Annotated in this window: 14 protein-coding genes and 1 pseudogene; 2 read left to right on the plus strand and 13 right to left on the minus strand. The window is 61.9% G+C overall.

Going from position 1 to position 17,898, the window contains the following annotated elements; translation table 11 throughout:
* Nucleotides 1-345: 345 nt before the first annotated feature.
* Nucleotides 346-1,329, minus strand: coding sequence for a hypothetical protein (locus G3O06_RS15495; protein ID WP_205816631.1), 984 nt, complete (start codon nucleotides 1,327-1,329; stop codon nucleotides 346-348).
* Nucleotides 1,330-1,491: 162 nt separating this feature from the next.
* Nucleotides 1,492-1,808: pseudogene (locus G3O06_RS15500) on the minus strand (hypothetical protein).
* Between the two features lie 468 nt (nucleotides 1,809-2,276).
* Here G3O06_RS15500 and G3O06_RS15505 point away from each other — a divergent pair.
* Together G3O06_RS15505 and G3O06_RS15510 are read left to right on the plus strand one after the other, a co-directional pair.
* Nucleotides 2,277-2,777: a hypothetical protein gene (locus G3O06_RS15505; RefSeq protein WP_205816632.1), complete on the plus strand. Its 501-nt coding sequence runs from the start codon at nucleotides 2,277-2,279 to the stop codon at nucleotides 2,775-2,777.
* 152 nt (nucleotides 2,778-2,929) lie between these two features.
* Entirely contained in the window at nucleotides 2,930-3,457 is a 528-nt protein-coding gene (locus tag G3O06_RS15510; RefSeq protein WP_241020038.1) for a hypothetical protein, read from the plus strand.
* A 378-nt stretch (nucleotides 3,458-3,835) separates the two neighbouring features.
* On the opposite strand, the gene G3O06_RS15515 is transcribed toward G3O06_RS15510, so the two are convergent.
* The 11 genes from G3O06_RS15515 to G3O06_RS15565 form a co-directional block, all read right to left on the minus strand.
* Nucleotides 3,836-5,281, minus strand: coding sequence for a DEAD/DEAH box helicase (locus G3O06_RS15515; protein ID WP_205816633.1), 1,446 nt, complete (start codon nucleotides 5,279-5,281; stop codon nucleotides 3,836-3,838).
* A 677-nt stretch (nucleotides 5,282-5,958) separates the two neighbouring features.
* The gene (locus G3O06_RS15520; RefSeq protein ID WP_241020046.1) at nucleotides 5,959-6,147 is read right to left on the minus strand and encodes a copper chaperone; all 189 of its coding nucleotides are present in this window, start codon (nucleotides 6,145-6,147) and stop codon (nucleotides 5,959-5,961) included.
* Between the two features lie 452 nt (nucleotides 6,148-6,599).
* Nucleotides 6,600-6,806: a hypothetical protein gene (locus tag G3O06_RS49970; protein ID WP_205816635.1), complete on the minus strand. Its 207-nt coding sequence runs from the start codon at nucleotides 6,804-6,806 to the stop codon at nucleotides 6,600-6,602.
* An 82-nt stretch (nucleotides 6,807-6,888) separates the two neighbouring features.
* Nucleotides 6,889-7,860, minus strand: a complete 972-nt coding sequence (locus G3O06_RS15530) for a GlxA family transcriptional regulator (protein ID WP_205816636.1) — start codon at nucleotides 7,858-7,860, stop codon at nucleotides 6,889-6,891.
* Between the two features lie 126 nt (nucleotides 7,861-7,986).
* Nucleotides 7,987-9,282, minus strand: a complete 1,296-nt coding sequence (locus tag G3O06_RS15535) for an HlyD family efflux transporter periplasmic adaptor subunit (RefSeq protein WP_205816637.1) — start codon at nucleotides 9,280-9,282, stop codon at nucleotides 7,987-7,989.
* A 34-nt stretch (nucleotides 9,283-9,316) separates the two neighbouring features.
* On the minus strand, nucleotides 9,317-10,825 hold the full coding sequence (locus tag G3O06_RS15540) for an efflux transporter outer membrane subunit (RefSeq protein ID WP_205816638.1): 1,509 nt from the start codon (nucleotides 10,823-10,825) through the stop codon (nucleotides 9,317-9,319).
* A gap of 53 nt (nucleotides 10,826-10,878) precedes the next feature.
* On the minus strand, nucleotides 10,879-11,316 hold the full coding sequence (locus G3O06_RS15545; RefSeq protein ID WP_205816639.1) for a MarR family transcriptional regulator: 438 nt from the start codon (nucleotides 11,314-11,316) through the stop codon (nucleotides 10,879-10,881).
* A 109-nt stretch (nucleotides 11,317-11,425) separates the two neighbouring features.
* The gene (locus G3O06_RS15550) at nucleotides 11,426-12,988 is read right to left on the minus strand and encodes a DHA2 family efflux MFS transporter permease subunit (RefSeq protein ID WP_205816640.1); all 1,563 of its coding nucleotides are present in this window, start codon (nucleotides 12,986-12,988) and stop codon (nucleotides 11,426-11,428) included.
* Nucleotides 12,989-13,074: 86 nt separating this feature from the next.
* The gene (locus G3O06_RS15555) at nucleotides 13,075-13,512 is read right to left on the minus strand and encodes a MarR family transcriptional regulator (protein ID WP_205816641.1); all 438 of its coding nucleotides are present in this window, start codon (nucleotides 13,510-13,512) and stop codon (nucleotides 13,075-13,077) included.
* A gap of 120 nt (nucleotides 13,513-13,632) precedes the next feature.
* Entirely contained in the window at nucleotides 13,633-14,604 is a 972-nt protein-coding gene (locus G3O06_RS15560) for a LysR family transcriptional regulator (RefSeq protein ID WP_205816642.1), read from the minus strand.
* Between the two features lie 119 nt (nucleotides 14,605-14,723).
* Entirely contained in the window at nucleotides 14,724-17,549 is a 2,826-nt protein-coding gene (locus G3O06_RS15565) for a 2-oxoglutarate dehydrogenase E1 component (RefSeq protein WP_205816643.1), read from the minus strand.
* Between the last annotated feature and the right edge of the window lie 349 nt (nucleotides 17,550-17,898).

Below are 17,898 nucleotides of genomic sequence, written 5' to 3' on the forward strand. Positions count from 1 at the left end.
TGGCGATCAATCGATCCACTACCGCCGTTGGAGCCCGCGCAGCCTCAACAGCTGTTTAACCGGATATCAGTGGCCCCGTGCCTACGCGCTGAGCGGCAAGTGCTCGGCCTTTGCAGGCGTTCACGTGTCGGCCGCGGTAGGTCGACTTGACGCTACCTTGCGGACGTTCGGCTGAGCATCTGCACCGAACGTCTGCTGTCAGGCTCAGCGAATAGGCACTTTCGACCCGTTTGAGTCACTTAGATAGCATGGGCGCTGGTCCGTTGTCTCACCGATATGAGACATTCGCATGCAGCGCTGCGGTCACTAGCATTAGTAGCTGTCGAGAAGACGACATCCATCAGTTCAGCCGTGCCACTGCAACGCAGTCTGACAATGGACCTTCGTGCCGACGACCTTGCTGATAAGTTCGTTTGCAGTGTTGATCGCGCGAGCCGCGTCGTCCCACTTCACGGGACGGAGGCTGTGCGCAAAATTGTTACGTGTCCGCCTTGCATCGTCCAAGCGTGCGAGCATGTCGTCGTCAATTCTTTTATGAAAGGAGAGCATCTGCGTCACGATCGAAGCAGTGTAATCGTGCCCTTCAAGCAGCATCCTGCGGCGATCGCGGTTCATCTCAGTGTGCCCGCCATTCCTTGCGTCTAGTTCATGTACGAGGCTGGCCCACACTTTATTGAGTGATTTTTCGATCACGGACCAAGCAATAAGGTGGGCTGATTCGTATTGATGAAGCGTCAACTGGTTGCCCGCAGTCAGGCAGAGTGCCAAGATTTTTAGGCCGTCGTCCTCAAACACTTCGCCACAGCGTGCCATCACATGCAACGCATGATCTAGGGCGGCTAGCTTTATATCCTGCGCCAAGAAATTTGAGCCTTCCACTTGGTGGATCAAGGTGTCCGTGATAAGCCAGTGGCCTTGCTGCTCAAAAGCCTTGTAGTAGCTAGTTGGATTCAACGGCGACTGGACGGGTGTTCCGGTTTGCATCGTCTCAGCGAGACCCGAATGTAGCGCCATCAAGAATGCGTTCATGTATTGAAAGCGCTGATGGGCTAGCTCCTGCTGCTCTCGCATAATCTTCTCGTCAAACGTCGTACTTGGCACTTGTGCAAAGTTTGGAGACTTGTCGAAATCAAAAATCAGAAATCCATCGCGGCGAGCTGATATGGGCACATTTGAGGGGCCTGTTTTCTGCCATACGATTTGCGCCAGCTTGCGGTTTACATCATCCATAGACGGTGTATCCCTAGGCGCGCTTTCGAAGCAATACTGGATTCCGCCGTAGAAGTAGACCGCAAGAGCATAGGGTGAGACTGCGAGCGAGTTTTCCATGCGCTTGAGTGAGCATTCGTTGTCGAAAGTGTTCGAGATAATCTCATAGGTGACATCAAATGAGGCGAATGTGACCGAAACGGGACTAGTTTCAGCGATACGTCACCGTCGAGCGAACGACGCTTCATGGCCGGCAAGCGACGCCCGCCGGCCGCGATGCCATCAAACCTCTGTCTGCTCTGCCATCTCAAGGGCATCTTCGACTTCGATGCCGAGATAGCGAACTGTGCTTTCGAGTTTCGTATGCCCGAGCAGCAACTGCACCGGCAGCTGGGTCTTCTGCTGCAAGATAGTCGCTCGGACGCCACGTGGCTTCGGTGGTGGACATCCTGGGCCAGCAACCGCGTAAAATCGCACGCTCGGAGCTTGTTATCAATTGCGAGATTGAACATCGCGAGCTCACGAAGGTTCGATGTCATCTGAAGTCGCGTTCAGATCGACCCGATTTCTCGGAGCTTTAGCTGCGGCTTCAGGCCGATGAGCTTGCCCCTTGTTCCATGGCATACGGGGGCAACGACGACCTTCTAGGTTTCCATAACATCTCCCTTCAATCGAACGGGGATTGAGCGTGCGCTCGTTCCGACGGGCGCTATCCGGCCCGGAGGATTCCTTCTGCTTTCCCCTTGGAGGACAGACGCGAGCAACAATGCAGATCGTTCGCTTAGGGAGCCCAACAGTTCGAGCTAGTGTCGCAATCGATATACTGTCGTCGCGGCGGGGGAAGGACACCCCGTTAAGGGGCACCAGTGGGTAAGGCAGACCGCGCCCAGGGGCTTGGGCGCCGTCTGCGTCATTGTCAGGCGCAGACCTTGACTTGCCGCGTACTTTACACGCGAGTTGGATCTCAGATTTCCCGATTGCGGTCGATCACACTGCAGTCAAGTTGCTCCGTCATGGCGACGCGTCGGGAGAGCGCAAACAATCGGAACACACGAGTTGGGGCGATATTGAAGACCAAATTTTTGATCGCAGCACTGCTTGCCTGGGCGCCCTTAACCATCTCGAACGCTGCCAGCGCAGACAGTACCGGAAGTCCGTCTTTTTCTCCCGACCCGAGGATCGACAAGTTGGCTGAAGCGTACGCACAAGACACCGTCGATTTTTCCGAAAAGCAGTTTTCCATCAAACTAGATTGGTCGGATGCAAGCATAGCGAACGTCGAAAAATCCTTATCGAAAATGCATGCCTCTTACACCGACGAGAGTCCTAAGCCGTCTGACGAACAAGTCATGTCTTTTGCAAAAGGCTTTGGAAGTTACGTTGGTGAGGTGTTTCGCCGAAATCATGGTGGAGAATGGGGAATGGTCACGCTCGGTGACCACCGATTCCCTGGACTGCGAACCACTTCGGGTACGAATTTTTGGCCGTGGGCGCGCGCATTCGATCGAATTACAAAAGGCTCAGAAGCGAACATTTCCGACTACTACAATGTGCTACTGAAGAAATGAAACGGCTAGCGCTGGCATCGAACGACCGTTCATGGCCTATCACTGCCCGATGCACAAGGCCGCGGCCGCCCCGCAACTGCCCTTCAGATCTCCCCCAAGCGACCCATCGACGAACGGCGCGGTGACTTATTGCCTCACCGAGCATCGTTCGCATGATGAGAAGTTCAATCCAACGCTATTGCCGGTCGCGTCGTCGAAAACGCGCACATGCCATAATTCGCCTGTTCCTGAGCTACCGAACGCATCGTGTCATCCGCGAAATGATTTTGATCAGATCACTTGCCGCCTACCTGTTGCTTGCTGGATGTATTTCTACCGCGCACGCCGAGACGTATTCACCAGAAGTGTCGAGAAACATCGACAAGCTCCAGTCCAAATGTGCCCGCAAGTCCAACGATCCCAAGGCGCCAGCCTGCATCGAATACAAGGCCACGTTAGCCCGCACCATTCCATCTGCAGTCCAGGCACTGATGGATCAGGAAGAAGTGGTCGATGCCAAATGCCGGAACGGCCCGGCACCGAAATTATTGCCTAGCGGCCAATACGCTCCGGGCAGCGCCTGCGCAGAACGCGAACAGTTGATGAAGACCATTCACCAGCACGACTGGTGCTGGGGTCATACGGACATGGATAGCTACCTTCCGGGTTGGGTGATCTGTCATCCCGGTGAATGGCAGTAAGGCCGCACCTATAGCAGGACAAGATTCCGCCAGGCTGCGAAGGCGAATTGCCGGTTCAGATTCCGGCCTTCGCCGGCGATGCCCGCGCCCGCTGTTGCCGCAGCAAACAGTCGAACAGGTTTCCCGGCAATCCGTCCAGTCGCCCGATCTGTCCTGGCCGCGCTAACCCTGGCCGCCGCCCCGGCACCAGCAGCAGGCTCTTGTCCAGGTGGACCTTCGTGAACTCCCGCTTTCAACCTGACGGGGTGGTTCTGAAAATTGCGTCGACGGGCCGCTCCTGGCTGCAGATTCAACCCGTCGACGCAACACACTCGAGGCTGTCAGCAGCCCCCGAGCCGCCAGCCATGTTCGATGGCCGGCGCGCCTCATCCCCACCAATCAAGACGGGCGCTTTCCGCGGCCACCAGCAGGTTTGCCAGCCGGCTTGCGCGCTCCCGCAGCCGGCTTGCCGGCGGATTTTCCGCGCGGCTTCTGCACGCTGAACGGGCTACCACTGGACAAGCTCTTGCCCTGACCCGCAGCCCCGGCGCGCGGCGCCGCGGGCTTGCGCTTGTTCTCGCTACTTTGCGGGCGCGGCTTTTTACCCGGCGCAGGCATCGCACCGGCCACGGCTTGCGGCACTTTGGGTTTCTTCGGCTTTTTGGGCTTCTTGATGATCTGGCCCGTCGCGCTGGTTTCCGGCACACGGTGTTCGGCCTCGAAACCCGGCTCCTCTTCGCGCCGCAGCGTTTGCTTGATCAGCGCTTCGATCGCGGCCAGTTGCGGCGCTTCGTCGGCACACACCAGGGACACCGCCACACCGCTGGCGCCCGCGCGGCCGGTACGGCCGATACGGTGCACATAGTCTTGCGCCACGATCGGCAGATCCACGTTGATCACCAGCGGCAGATCGTCGATATCCAGCCCGCGCGCCGCCACGTCGGTCGCCACCAGCATCTGTACTTCACCCGATTTGAAGCGCTCCAGCGCACGCAGACGCGCGGGTTGCGGCTTGTCGCCGTGGATGGTGTCGACCGCATAGCCCGCTTCGTCCAGCATGGCAGCCAGGTAGTCCACGCCATTGCGCGTCTTGACGAACACCAACGCATGCTCCCACTTGCTCTCGGCCACGAGGTGCATGAAAAGGTCGGGCTTGTTCCGCTTGTCGACCGTCACCACCCACTGCTTGATCCTGCTGGCCGTGGCATTGGGCGGACTGACGCTGATATTGACCGGCTCACGCAGAATGCCCGCCGCCATCGCGCGGATATCGTCGGTAAACGTGGCGGAAAACAGCAATGTCTGGCGCTGGGTAGGCAACGCGGCAAAGACGGCGTTGAGTTCGCGCGCAAAGCCGAGATCCAGCATGCGGTCGGCTTCGTCCAGCACCAGCGTTTGCACCTGATCGAACTGCACCGCGTTCTGGCGATTGAGATCCAGCAAACGGCCCGGCGTGGCCACGAGCACATCCACGCCCTTGCGCAGCTTCATCATCTGCGGGTTGATACTCACGCCGCCGTAAGCAGCCAGAAATCGCAGGTCGAGGCCCTTGCCGTAAGCGATGAAGCTTTGCAGCACCTGTTCAGCCAGTTCGCGCGTAGGCACCAGCACCAGAACGCGCGCGCGGTTGCTGGACACCGCCGGGCCGTGCTGCACCAGCCGCTGCAACAGCGGCAGCGCAAAACCCGCCGTCTTGCCCGTGCCGGTCTGGGCGCCCGCCATCACGTCCTTGCCGCCGAGCACGGCAGGAATCGCCTTGGTCTGCACCGGCGTAGGGGTCTGATAATTGAGTTCCTGCAGATTACGCAGCAAGGGTTCGATCAGGCCGAGCGAGGCAAAAGACATGGTCGTATTCCGGGCTAAAACCGCAATTCTAGCGGTTGCCGGGCGGATCAAGGCCCGCCGCTCCCGGCTGGACGCTGCCGGCGGGGGACGACGACACTGCCAACCGGACTCAGCCACTGGCACAAAGCAAGGAAATCCAGTCCCTTTTCCCCGTACCCATTCGCCCCTTGCAGCCACTCGGCCCTTTACCTGTCTGTCACTTCATGGCTTATGGTTCGGGCAACAAGGTAAGGCGAAGACAGCCGACGCCAACTGCTGCTCGCACAGGCCCGCCAGGCAAGACTCCCTCGATTGCTGATAGGCGCCCTGCCCACGATCGTACCCATGCTTGCCCCGGCGACGATCTAATATCGGCCGCAATGCGTTTGCGGCAACGGTGGCCTGCCCTGGCATTTTCGGACCGACTGTAACTTGAGAGGATGGCTTCCAACTGAGGCCAGTCGCCGAGGTCGCGAAGAATCACGGAATCATCGATCTACAACTGGCGACAGCATTTCGGTGGCCTGGAGGCGGCCGACATCAAGCAACTCGAGCAGGAGAACGCATGACCTGATCCGGGAACGGCAACAGCCTGGTCGCGACAACCGGCAGGCATGCGGCATTCCGCAGGCTGCTTCGGTGTGAACCGCGTGACGCCGCAGTGCCTGGCGCTCACGTGCGACAAGATCCCATCCTGCCTACCATTCGGCAATGGTCACGTCATATTCCTCGTCGTAGAAAGCGACAAGAAACTCCTCGGGCATCAGCCACGAGTCGACGCTCACCGTTTGCGCACCGATGTCAACGTCGACTTTCGCGTCGGCATCGACGGTCTTCATCGCATGCTCGATCGTCGAACGATCGTCTGCATGGATTTCAGTTTTCATCGCGAACTTCACTTTTCACTTCTCCAGTCAACAACGTTCCAGTAAAGCAGTTCTTCTCGACTCGTAAGCGCCATGCCACGATGTGCCTGCCGTCCGGCGCGCACCAACCGCCGAATGAATCTGTTGGAAAAACTATAGGATCAAACCTCGGTGCCACCAACCTGGTAAAGCTCAATTCATTTTTTACACCGCGTAACGAAGATCGGCGGTATGAAACGACAGTCAGACTTTGTCGAGGACGTCCCCTTCGTCAGCGGTCCGCAGCACACATTCCCGTACCTCTGCTGCTCCCAACCCATTCAATCGGAACGGCTCCGAACGGTCGCCGTATCGTATGAACTCATCGGGAATGCCAACGTGTAGAACGCACACTGGCAATCATTCATCCGTGATCCGTTCTGCGCATGCGGCACGTGGCCGCCAATCGATGGCGCGATGGTCTCGTGCCTCATTTAATCGACCAGCAACGGTTCTTCAACGAGCGGCTTGATGAAGCGCATTTCAACCTCGCCGACGTCGATTTCCTGCGCGACTTGCACTGCAACCGACAGCAATGGACCAAGCTCGCCCTCTCCATATCCCGTGCCTCTGCCAGCAAAATGGTGCCCCGTCGACGCCGTGCACATACCCTGATCGACACCACAAAACAGTATCGACAACCCGGGCTCAACGATGTCGGGAAGCGATTAAGCCGAATGTGCGTTCGTCACCGACGGGGCGCTCGCGAACGCCGTGACGGGATCATTGCTGCGCACTTGCCTCGCCTCTGAATCGCAGGCGATATTGCTTGGGCGTGACATTGAGCCGCCGCGAGAACGTCGTGCGCATGTGCGTTGCGCTATGAAAACCGCATTTGAATGCGACCGTCTTGAGTGGCGCATCCGTGTCCTCGAGGAGCTTCCTCGCGGTATCGACGCGAACCTGCTCGACAAAAACAGAAGGCGTCACCTTCGCGTACTTCGCGAATACCCGCGACAAGGTGCGGCGGCTCACCGAGGCCGCGCTCGCCAGCGCCTCGATCGAGAGCGTTTCGGTCATATGCTCGCTCACGTATCGATAGACCTTGCCGAGTATCGGATCCGCGTCCTTGCCCGACCCGATATAGGGACTGTACTGAGACTGGCCGCCCTCGCGCTGGATATACACGACCAGACGCTTCGCCACCCGCACCGCCAGCTCATGCCCCCAGTCTTCCGAAACCAGCGACAGACATAAATCGATGCCCGCGGTCGCGCCCGCCGATGTAAAGAGCCGCCCGTCCCGAACGAAAATCCTGTCCGGCTGCACGTTGGCGCGTGGAAATTCATTGGACAGTCGGCTGGCGTCCGACCAGTGGGTCGTCACTTCCTTGCCGTCGAGCAGCCCCGCATGCGCCAGCACAAACGCGCCATTGCAGACCGAGCCGAAGCGGCTTGCGCTGCGCGCCTGATCTTGCAGCCACGCCAGAAACGCGTTCGACGGCTGCACATCCGGCAATTGCGGCCCGCCCGCTACCAGCAGCAGGTCCCATTGAATGTCGCGATCGGCATAGCCATGCGAGACGGCCAGCTGCATGCCGTTCGAGCAGGTCACGGTGCCCGCCTGGTTCCCGACGAGCGTCACCTCGTATCGTTGATGCTCGGAAAGGAAGGTATTCGCCTCGGCGAACACGTCGAGGGGGCCTGCAACGTCGAGCGCCTGCGCACCTTCGAATACAACGATGGCAACTTTCATGTCGTGACCTTCACGGGTGTAACCCTGTTTCCGTTCGTACAGCCGGCCGACGCCGGATCGATTCACACCGGCGCGACGCCATGGCCGGAACCAACCCGCCATGGAACCGTTGGCTTCATTCCGTGCTCAACCCGCATGGCTTGCGCGATCGCGCGACGCACCACGCGTCGCGGCCTGCTGGGTACCGATTGCGCGCGAAGCCATTTCGTTCTGCTCGATGATCTTCGCGATCTCGGCATCGGCTTGTGCACCGTACTGCTCGAACACGCCGGTACGATAGGTCGTTTTCGCGGCGGCACCCAGCTGCGTGCCGGAATCGTCGTGCGTATCGGCATCGACCGTCATCGACAGCCCGATGCGCAGCGGATGCACCGCGAGCTCGCGTGGCTCCAGCTGGATGCGCACCGGAAGGCGCTGGACGACCTTGATCCAGTTGCCCGTCGCGTTTTGCGCCGGCAACGTGGCAAACGCGCCGCCGGTGCCGGCCGAGAACCCCTCGATCCTGCCGTGATACTTGACGCTCGAACCGTACACGTCGGCCGTCAACGTGACCGGCTGGCCGATCCGCATCCGCGTGAGCTGCACTTCCTTGAAGTTCGCATCGACCCACACGCCATCCAGCGGCACGATCGCCATCAGCGGCGTGCCGGGCGCCACACGTTGGCCGACCTGGACCGACCGTTTCGCCACGTAGCCCGTCACCGGCGCCGGCAACGTATTGCGCGCGTAAGCGAGATAGGCATCCCTGACTTTCGACGCCGCCGCCTGCACGTCGGGATGCTGTCCGACCGTCGTGCGGTCGGTCAGCGCGTGATTCGCGCCGGCCTGCTGGCGCGCGGCATCGAGTGCGGCCTGGGCAGCCTTGACGGCATCGCGAGCGTGGGCGATATCTTCAGCGGAAACGGCACCCGTGCCCGCAACCGCCTCGCGCCGCCGCAGATCGTCGTTGGCGCGAGCGAGATCCGACTCGCGTTGCGCCACATTCGCCGCATAGAAATCGTTGTTCACATACAGGCTGCTCACGCGGCGCACGGTCTGGCCAAGGGCCGCCTCGGCATTCACCAGCGCGATCTTCGCGTCGGCCGGGTCGAGCGTGACGACCGGGTCGCCTGCCTTCACGATCTGCGTGTCGTCCGCATTGACGGCGACCACCGTACCGGTGACCTGCGGCGTCAGTTGCACCAGGTTGCCGCTCACGTACGCATCGTCGGTCGCCTGGTAATAGCGGCCGTCGGTGAAATAGTAGGCCGCATACGCCGCCCCCGTGACCGCGACGACCGCCACCAGGAGGGCAAGCAGGCGCTTGCGCTTGCCCGGAGGCGTCGTGCCGGCGTCATGGCCGGCCGGATCGGCTTGCGTGCCGCGGTTGCTTGCGCCGCCGCGGTCCGCCGTTTCGCGGTCGGGCGTGAGGGTATCGCTCATGTCAAATCTCCTTGCCGGTAAGTGAACGTGCCGTTCAACGCGCGGCGACGACGGGATGGGCGGATGCGGCAGCATCCGCGCTGTGGTCGGTAGCGGCCGACGTGTCGACGTAACCGCCGCCGAGCGCCGACGCGAGTGCAATCTGCTGGTCGCGTCGGTTCATCGTCAGGTTTGCAACGGCTTCCTCGGTATTCAGCGCCGTGACATCGGCACCAAGCACGGTCAACTGATTGGTCAGGCCGGCCTTGTACTGCGTGATCGCCAGCCGATCGGCATCCTGCGCGGCCTGCCGTGCCGCGTTTGCGTCGACGAGTTGCGCATCGCTCGAGCGGATCTGCGCGAGCTGCGTCGCAACGTCGCTCAGCGCGCCAACCAGCGTTTGGTTGTAGGTGGCCACCGCGTAGTCGAACTCTGCATAGCGGCCTTTCAGTTGCGCGCGCAGTGCGCCTGCATCGAAGATCGGCAGGTGGATCGCCGGGCCGGCCGATGCCGTGCGGCTTGCGGCGCTCAGGAAACGACCGAAACCGAACGCGTCGAGGCCGATCGCGGCGCTCAGGTTGATGTCCGGATAGAACTCCGCCTTCGCTTCCTTGACCTGGTGCGTCATCGCGTCGACACGCCAGCGCGCGGCGACGAGGTCCGGGCGACGGCTCACCAGGTCAGCCGGCAGGTTGTCCGGCAGGCGCACGTCGTTGCCAATGCCGAGCGCCGGCCGCTCGATCGCAAGGCCGCGATCCGGTCCTGCGCCGAGCAGCGCAGCCAGCTGATAGCGCGTGGTCAGAATGCTGCCGTCGAGTGCGGTGACGCGGGCGCGGCTCGTTGCAAGATTCGCCTGCGCGGTCTTGCGCTCCACCTCCGTATCGAGGCCGGTCGCGATACGGCCGGCCGTGATGCGATCGATCTGCTCGCGGCGCGCGACTTCCTGTTGCGCGATGTCGCGCAGCACGTAAAGGCGGGCCAGCTGGTTGTAGCTACGCGCGATTGCGGTGTTCAACGTGAGCGTGACGAATTCGACGTCCGCCTTGCTCGCTTGCGCCTGCGACACGGCCGCCCTCAGCGCTTCGCGGTTCTTGCCCCACAGGTCGAGGTCGTACGACGCGCTCAGCAGGCCCTTGTTCTCGGTCTGCCAGGAACCGGCATACGGCGGCGGGATCATCGCCGTGCCGCTGTACTGCTGGCGCGTCAGCGAGTAGCTCGCATCGACGCGCGGCAGCGTGCTCGCGTTCGACGCTTCGGCGAAGGCCTGCGCCTGGGCCACCCGCGCACGAGCCTGCTCGATCGTCGGACTGCCGCGCAGCGCCTCGGCGATCAGCGCTTTCAGTTGCGCATCGCCGAACTGGTCGGCCCAGTCGGCAGCCGGCCAGCGGCCTTGCTCGGCCGGCAGGCTGCGGGCCGTATCGAGCTGTTGCGGCGCCACGATCCGCTTGTCGCTATGGATGCCCGCATAGTTTGCACATGCCGACAGCACCGCCACGAAGATCGCCGACACACCCAGTTTCAATGCGCGGGCGCCGATGTCGGATCCATTTGTCTGCGATTTCATTTTCTGACCTGTCAGATTAATGATTCAAAAAAAGGCGGGCACGCCCGCCGCGCTCACTCGCCAATGAACTTGTGAAGCAGGCGAGACAGCTCCGCGAACTCGGCCTTCGTGAAGTTGCGCAGCCGGGCGTTCAACACATGCGGCGCGACTTCCGGAATCCGGGCCGCGACTTCCGCGCCCTTTTCGGTCAACGTGAGATTGACGACGCGGCGGTCGTCCGCGTCGCGTGAACGTTCCAGCAATCCCTTCGCTTCCAGTTTGTCGAGCATGCGCGTCATTAGGCCCGTGTCGATCCCGAGCAGCTTCGACAGCTCGAACGGCGTGGCGGCCATGCCGCTCCGCATCGACAGCAGAATGCCCATTTGCTGGCTGGTGATGTCGAGGTCCTTGAGCGCCGCGTCCATTTCGGCGACGATCAGGTTGCGCGCCTTGCTCAGCATGTAGCCGACACTGTGCGTGAGCGTGAAGCTTTTGATCGTGTAATGGTCCATGGTGCCGTCCTATGCGATTGATGATGACAATAACTGCAATGTCAGAGTTTGTCAAGCGGGAATTCCGGATGCCGCGTACGGTGTATCGTGCTGCCCGGATTCGCGTCGGTCAGTGGCCGCCAGCACCCGCGGCGCCCGCGCCAACGCCCTTGCCTGGCTTGGTCACCCAGATCAGCGGGACGATCACGACAAAGATCACGCCCGATATCCAGAAGATGTCGTTCAGGCCAAGCATGGTGGCTTGCGCGTTGAGCGATGCTTCGAAGAAGGCTGTCGCCTTGGCGGTGCCGGCGCCGAGCACCGTCTGCAGATTGGCGATGCCGGCGACGTAGGTCGGGTTGCCCACGTCCGTTTGCTCGACCAGCCGCGCGTGATGGAGGATCGTCCGGTCGTTCCAGCCGGTGCTCAACAGCGACGTCCCGACCGCGCCGGCGAAAATGCGCGCGAAGTTGGACAGGCCGGCCGCCGCCGGAATCTTCTCGGGCGGAAGCCCCGACAGGATGATGGCCGTGAGCGGCGTGAAGAAGAGCGCGGTGGGAATGCCTTGCAGCAATGTCGGCAGCACCAGCGTCCACGTGTCGACGCCGGTCGTATAGTTCGAGCGCATGAAAAACACGCCCGCGAAGCCAACGAAGGCCAGCGTGGCGAGCACCCGCATGTCGGAGCGCGGCATGATCTTGCCCATCACGGGGGCCAGGATCACCGCGAAGATGCCCAGCGGCGCCGTCACGAGCCCCGCATCCACCGCGCGATAGCCGAGAAAGCCCTGGATCCACTGCGGCAGGATCACCAGGTTCGCGAAGAAGATCGCGTAAGCGACCGATATCGCGACCGTACCGCCGAGAAAGTTACGCCCGGCAAAAAGTCGCAGGTCGACGATCGGTTTTGCCTCCGTGAGCTCCCAGATCAGGAAGAACACGAAGCTGATTGCCGCCATGACGGTCAGCGCCCAGATCACCGGCGAATTGAACCAGTCGAGGTCCTTGCCCTTGTCGAGCATGATCTGCAGCGACGCGACCCATGCGATCAGCGAAATCAGCCCCACCTTGTCGATCGGAAGCTTGCGCGCGGGCGTATCGCGATCCCGGTAGATCGCCCAGACCGCGCCGGCGGCGAAGAGGCCGACCGGCACGTTGATGTAGAAGATCCACGACCAGCTGTAGCTGTCGGTGATCCAGCCGCCCAGCGCCGGCCCGGCGATCGGCCCGACCGTCGCGGTCATTGCCCACAGCGACAGCGCGCTCGAGCTCTTGTCCTTTGGAAAGGACGCCAGCAGCAGCGCCTGCGACAGCGGCACCAGCGGCCCCGCCACCGCGCCTTGCACGACCCGCGCGGCGAGCAGCACGAACAGGTTCGGTGCAAGCCCGCACGCCGCGGACGACAGCACGAACAGCAGAATCGCCCAAACGAACAGCTTCACCTGCCCGACCCGCTGCGTGAGCCACCCGGTCAGCGGAATCGACACCGCATTGGCCGCGGCGAACAGCGTGATGACCCACGTCCCTTCGTCGATCGACACGCCGAGGTTGCCGGAGAGCGTCGGAATCGCGACGTTCGCGATCGACGAATCCAGCACGTTCATGAAGGTGGCGAGCGCCACGGCGAACGTGCCGAGTGCGAACCTGGCGCCGGTCAGCGGCACCGGCACACGAGGTTGGGGCGACGAATTCATGTTGCATCCTTTAGTCTGAAATCGAACTGCCTGTCATGGGGCGGAAACTATCTGATATGTCAGATATTTGGATAAAAAAATTCGCGTCAGCCTTCGAGCAACTTGCGGACGAGCCCGCTTAACGCATCGAAGTCGGATTGCGTAAAGTGCGCGAACCGCCGTCTCCGCATCTCGGGGATGACTTGCGCGCTTCGGGCGATGGTCTCCCACCCTTCCTGCGTCAACGAAACCTCGACCACGCGTCGGTCCTTGTCGCTGCGGGCGCGTTCCACCAGGCCGCGACTCGTCAGCACGTCGAGCAACCGGGTCATGCGGCCGGAATCGACGCCGACCAACTTCGCCAGCGCGGCCGGCGACCGCGCGTTGTCGTAAGCCAGCGTCAGCAGAATGCCCAGTTGCCGCGCATTGATTCCGACTGCCTCGAGCCCCGTGTCCAGTTCCGCAGTCACCCTGTTGCAGGCCTTGCCGAGGGCAATGAGGAAAGGCTGGGTTCGCTCGAATGCTTCGTTGAGCGGGTCGGTCATCGGCCACCTCCATTTTCTGACAGGGAATATATCTGACATTGCAGATACATTCAAGAATTTTTTGAGGGGCGCGAAGCAGTCGCGACGATGCAGCCCCGGAAGCGGCGCTGACGGGATTTCCTATCCGGTTTCGGCCCTTCCGAGAGCCGGGTCACGGCCGCCGGACCCGCACAGCGCCGCCTTGTCGGCTTCCAGCACTTCCGGAACGTATTCCCGGAGGAAATCGACGCACGTCCTGATCTTCGCGTCGAGATATTGGCGCGACGCGTACAACACGTAGGCGGTCAGCGTCTGTAACTGATATTCGGGCAACACGCGCACCAGCGCGCCGCTACGAAGCGCCGGCAAAGCCGTCGACAACGGAAGCGCGCCGATTCCGATGCCATCCCGCAACGCAGCGCCGAGCGCACCCGGCAAGTTGACCTGAAAGTCCGCCGGCGGCAGCTTGAAGGTTTCCCGGCCATCGGGGCCGTCCAGATGCCAGCGATCGCGCGGAAACACGGACGTGACGATCTGCAGGCACGCGTGCCCGTCGAGCTCCGGCACCGTGCGCGGCGTGCCGTGTGCGCTCAGGTAGGCCGGCGCCGCGCACAGCACGCTGTGTACGGTGCCGAGCCGATGCGACACGAGGCCCGAATCGGGCAGATCCGACGAGCTCAATTGAAATGACACGTCGTAACCCTCGTCGAGCAGATCGGGCACATGATGCGACAACGTCAGCTCGACGGATACCGAAGGATTGCGTGCCCGATAGCGCACGACCGCCGGCACGACGTACGCCTGGCCGAAGCCCGTCGTCGCATGCAAGCGCAGCTTGCCGGACGGCCGGGCCTGCGCATCCGCGGCCTCCGCTTCGGCCTCGTCGATATACGCGAGAATCCGCTCGCATCGTTCCAGATATCGCTGCCCCGCCTCGGTCAGCGCAATGCGACGCGTGCTGCGGTTGAGCAGGCGTGTGCGCAGGTGTGTCTCCAACTGCGCGATCGATCTCGATGCATAGGCAGTGGTGATGTCCTGGCGCCGAGCGGCGCCGGTGAAGCTGCCCTCTTCCGCAATGCCGACAAAGATCCGCATCATTTGCAGCGTGTCCATCGACGCTTCCCTCGAATGAAATCGCCCTGCACCCGATTTTATCCGGCCTTCGACAACGACCCGCCGTGGGTATCAGTCGGCGACGCGAACATCGCCTCCGACTCGCCCCGGCCGCGTCCTTACTCGTCGATCGCCGCGTGCAGGAACTTCTCCTGGCGCGCGATGTGCATCGCCTTGTAACCGGGCGCGGTCGATGCCGTTGCCTCGGGTCCGACATAGCGCAGCGTGACAGGCGCCTTCACGATGTCCAGCAGCGGTTCCAGCACATAATTCCACGAACCCTGGTTCTTCGACTCTTCCTGGCACCAGACCACACACTTCAGGTTCGAATAGCGCTTCAGCGCCGAACCGATCTGCGTCGCGGGGAACGGATACAACTGTTCAACGCGGATCAACGCGATATTGTCCTTTTGCGCCTTGCGCCGGCGCTCCAGCAGTTCGTAATAGACCTTGCCCGAACACAGGATGACCCGATCGACCCTGGACGCCGCTTCGGCCGCAGGCGCTTCAGCGAGGATCTCGTTGAATCGGCCGTTGGCGAGATCGTCCAGGCTGCTGACGGCCTCCGGATGGCGCAAAAGCGACTTGGGTGTCATCACGACCAGCGGAACGCGATCGTGCAGCACGGCCTGCATCCGCAGCAGGTGGAAGATCTGGGCCGGCGTCGTGGGCTGAACCACCCGCATGTTGTTCTGCGCACACAGTTGCAAATAGCGCTCGAGGCGCGCGGACGCGTGCTCCGGCCCCTCCCCCTCCTGACCGTGCGGAAGCAGCATCGTCATGCCGCTGTGTTGCCCCCACTTTGCAGCCCCCGCGGACAGGAAGTTGTCGATCACGACTTGCGCGCCGTTCGCGAAGTCGCCGAACTGTGCCTCCCACAATACGAGAGCGTTCTGTCGAACAACCGAGTATCCGTACTCGAAGCCCAATACCGCGGCCTCGGACAGAACCGAGTTCGTGACCGAAAATCGTCCCTGGTCATCCGACACATGATGCAACGGGACGTACGTGCCTTCCGCCCGAATCGACCGCTTCTGATCATGGAGCACCGCGTGACGATGGCTGAACGTGCCACGTTCACTGTCCTGCCCGCTCAGGCGCACGTCGATGCCGGCGGCGAGAAGCGAGGCAAAGGCCAGATGCTCGGCCATCCCCCAATCCAGCGGACGCTTGCCTTCCGCCATCTCGCGGCGCGCGGCCATCACTTTTCCGACCAGCGGATGCAGCGAGACCTGCTCGGGAATGCGCGTGATGTTGCGTGCGAGTCGATCGACGAGGTCCGGCAACGGCGGCGCGTAATAGATGCGGCCGACGTTTCCATCGAGCAGTTGCGGCCAGCTCACTTCTTCGTTATCCCGATCGACCGGCTTCCTCGCTTCGGCAGCTTGCGCAGCGTCAAGACGCTCACGGTAGTCATGGACGTACTTCTCCACGTCTTGCGCCGTCAGCATCCGCTCGTCCACCAGTTTCCTTGCATAGAGGGCGCGGACGCCAGGGTGGCCCGCGATGGAGCGATACATCAGCGGTTGCGTGATGTTCGGCGTGTCCTGTTCCTGGTGGCCATGGCGGCGGAAGCAGACCAGCTCGATCACGACGCTCTTGCCGAACGTCGCACGAAAATCGATTGCCAGGCGTGTTGCGGCAACGACCGCCTCGGGGTCGTCGCCGTTGACGTGCAGGATCGGCGCCTCGATCATCTTGGCAATGTCGGTGCAATAGAACGACGACCGGACATCCCGCGGGTCCGACGTGGTGAAGCCAACCTGGTTGTTCACCACCACATGGATCGTGCCGCCCGTACCGTAGCCGCGGGTATTCGACAGGTTCATCGTCTCCATGACGATGCCCTGCCCCGAAATCGCGGCGTCGCCGTGAATCTCCACCGGCAGGACCGCACCCGCACCCTGCCCCAATACTTCGGCGCGCGCACGCGCGATACCCTGCACAACCGGGTTCACGATTTCAAGGTGCGACGGATTGAACGCAAGCGTGACTTCCGCCGGCCCGGTTGCCGTCGGGAGCAGGCCGGTAAAGCCCTTGTGATACTTGACGTCGCCCGCCGGAAGAAGATTCGCGGTTTTGCCCTCGAACTCGTCGAACAGCGCAGCCGGCGGCTTCCCGACGATATTGACGAGAACGTTCAGGCGCCCACGGTGCGCCATGCCGAGAATCGAACTCTTGACACCTCTCGTGGCGCCATACGCAACCAGTTCATCCAGCAGGACGATGAGCGACTCGCCCCCCTCGAGCGAAAAGCGCTTCTGGCCGACATAGCGCGCATGCAGGTATTTCTCGAGACCTTCCGCGGCCGTCAGCCGCTCGAGGATATGCAGCTTGTCACCGTTATCCAGGCTCGCTCTCGACCGCGACGACTCGAGACGCATCGGCCACCAGTTGCGCTGCTCCGGATCGGCCAGATGCATGAACTCGGCGCCCAGCGTGCCGCAATATGTCTCCGTCAGCGCCTGCACCAGATCGCCGAGCGTCGCGTCGTCGTCCGGGAAATGCGTGCCCGACATGCTGAACTTCGTGCTCAAGTCCGCCTGGGACAGATCGTAGTAAGTCGGGTTCAATTCGGGCACGGGCACCGGCGCCGTCCAGCGCAGCGGGTCCAGATGCGCATTGCGGGTGCCGACCATGCGATAGGCCGAAATCAAGGCCTGCACGGCGACCTGCTTGCGGGCGAAGGCAAGTACCTCGCGCTCCGAACGTCCTCCGGTGCGCGCCTTCTTGGCCAACTCGACGAAACGAGACACGACGGGTGCGTGCGCAACGTCGCCGGCCCCCGATCCATCAGCCGCCGGGACGCCCTGCAACGCGTCGAAATAATCGCGCCACTCGGCCGACACCGTGCTTGGGTCTGCGAGGTACGCCTCGTATTGCTCCTCGACATAAGAAGCATTGCCTCCGAACAGGAAGGAGGTACTCCGGTTCCGCATCATCATGATGACTTTGTCCTCTGTCGGGCTCACGCCCGATCGCTGCCAAGAATTTACCCAAGGCGGCACCTGCTCCCGCCTTGGCCAAGCCAATGCATTCACAGGTACACGAAGACAAAGATCCTCAAGCGAAAAGCGGCAAGGCTGGATGCCATCCCGTTCGCGTCGACTTGTGCAAGACCTCGTGGCTCATGCCACCCGGCCCCTGTGCCCGCCAGGACCAGCCGTCTCCTGACTGCTGGTAACCACAGTTTAGGTTTTGCCGGTTCTCACGGACGCCCCGGCTACGACGGTTTGGGGACATTCACCGCTCATTTCGTGCCACCATGTGCATCAGGCGTCCTGTCGACGAATG

The organism is Burkholderia sp. Ac-20345 (assembly GCF_017104825.1).
Classification (GTDB): Bacteria; Pseudomonadota; Gammaproteobacteria; order Burkholderiales; family Burkholderiaceae; genus Burkholderia; species Burkholderia lata_B.

Bases quoted from the DNA above. Each gene is read 5' to 3' on its own strand.
- G3O06_RS15495 (WP_205816631.1), bottom strand. From the start codon at position 1,329: ATGGAAAACTCGCTCGCAGTCTCACCCTATGCTCTTGCGGTCTACTTC.
- G3O06_RS15515 (WP_205816633.1), bottom strand. From the start codon at position 5,281: ATGTCTTTTGCCTCGCTCGGCCTGATCGAACCCTTGCTGCGTAATCTG.
- G3O06_RS15520 (WP_241020046.1), bottom strand. From the start codon at position 6,147: ATGAAAACTGAAATCCATGCAGACGATCGTTCGACGATCGAGCATGCG.
- G3O06_RS15540 (WP_205816638.1), bottom strand. From the start codon at position 10,825: ATGAAATCGCAGACAAATGGATCCGACATCGGCGCCCGCGCATTGAAA.
- G3O06_RS15565 (WP_205816643.1), bottom strand. From the start codon at position 17,549: ATGATGATGCGGAACCGGAGTACCTCCTTCCTGTTCGGAGGCAATGCT.
- G3O06_RS15510 (WP_241020038.1), top strand. From the start codon at position 2,930: ATGATGAGAAGTTCAATCCAACGCTATTGCCGGTCGCGTCGTCGAAAA.
- G3O06_RS15530 (WP_205816636.1), bottom strand. From the start codon at position 7,860: ATGAAAGTTGCCATCGTTGTATTCGAAGGTGCGCAGGCGCTCGACGTT.
- G3O06_RS15545 (WP_205816639.1), bottom strand. From the start codon at position 11,316: ATGGACCATTACACGATCAAAAGCTTCACGCTCACGCACAGTGTCGGC.
- G3O06_RS15560 (WP_205816642.1), bottom strand. From the start codon at position 14,604: ATGGACACGCTGCAAATGATGCGGATCTTTGTCGGCATTGCGGAAGAG.
- G3O06_RS15535 (WP_205816637.1), bottom strand. From the start codon at position 9,282: ATGAGCGATACCCTCACGCCCGACCGCGAAACGGCGGACCGCGGCGGC.
- G3O06_RS15550 (WP_205816640.1), bottom strand. From the start codon at position 12,988: ATGAATTCGTCGCCCCAACCTCGTGTGCCGGTGCCGCTGACCGGCGCC.
- G3O06_RS15555 (WP_205816641.1), bottom strand. From the start codon at position 13,512: ATGACCGACCCGCTCAACGAAGCATTCGAGCGAACCCAGCCTTTCCTC.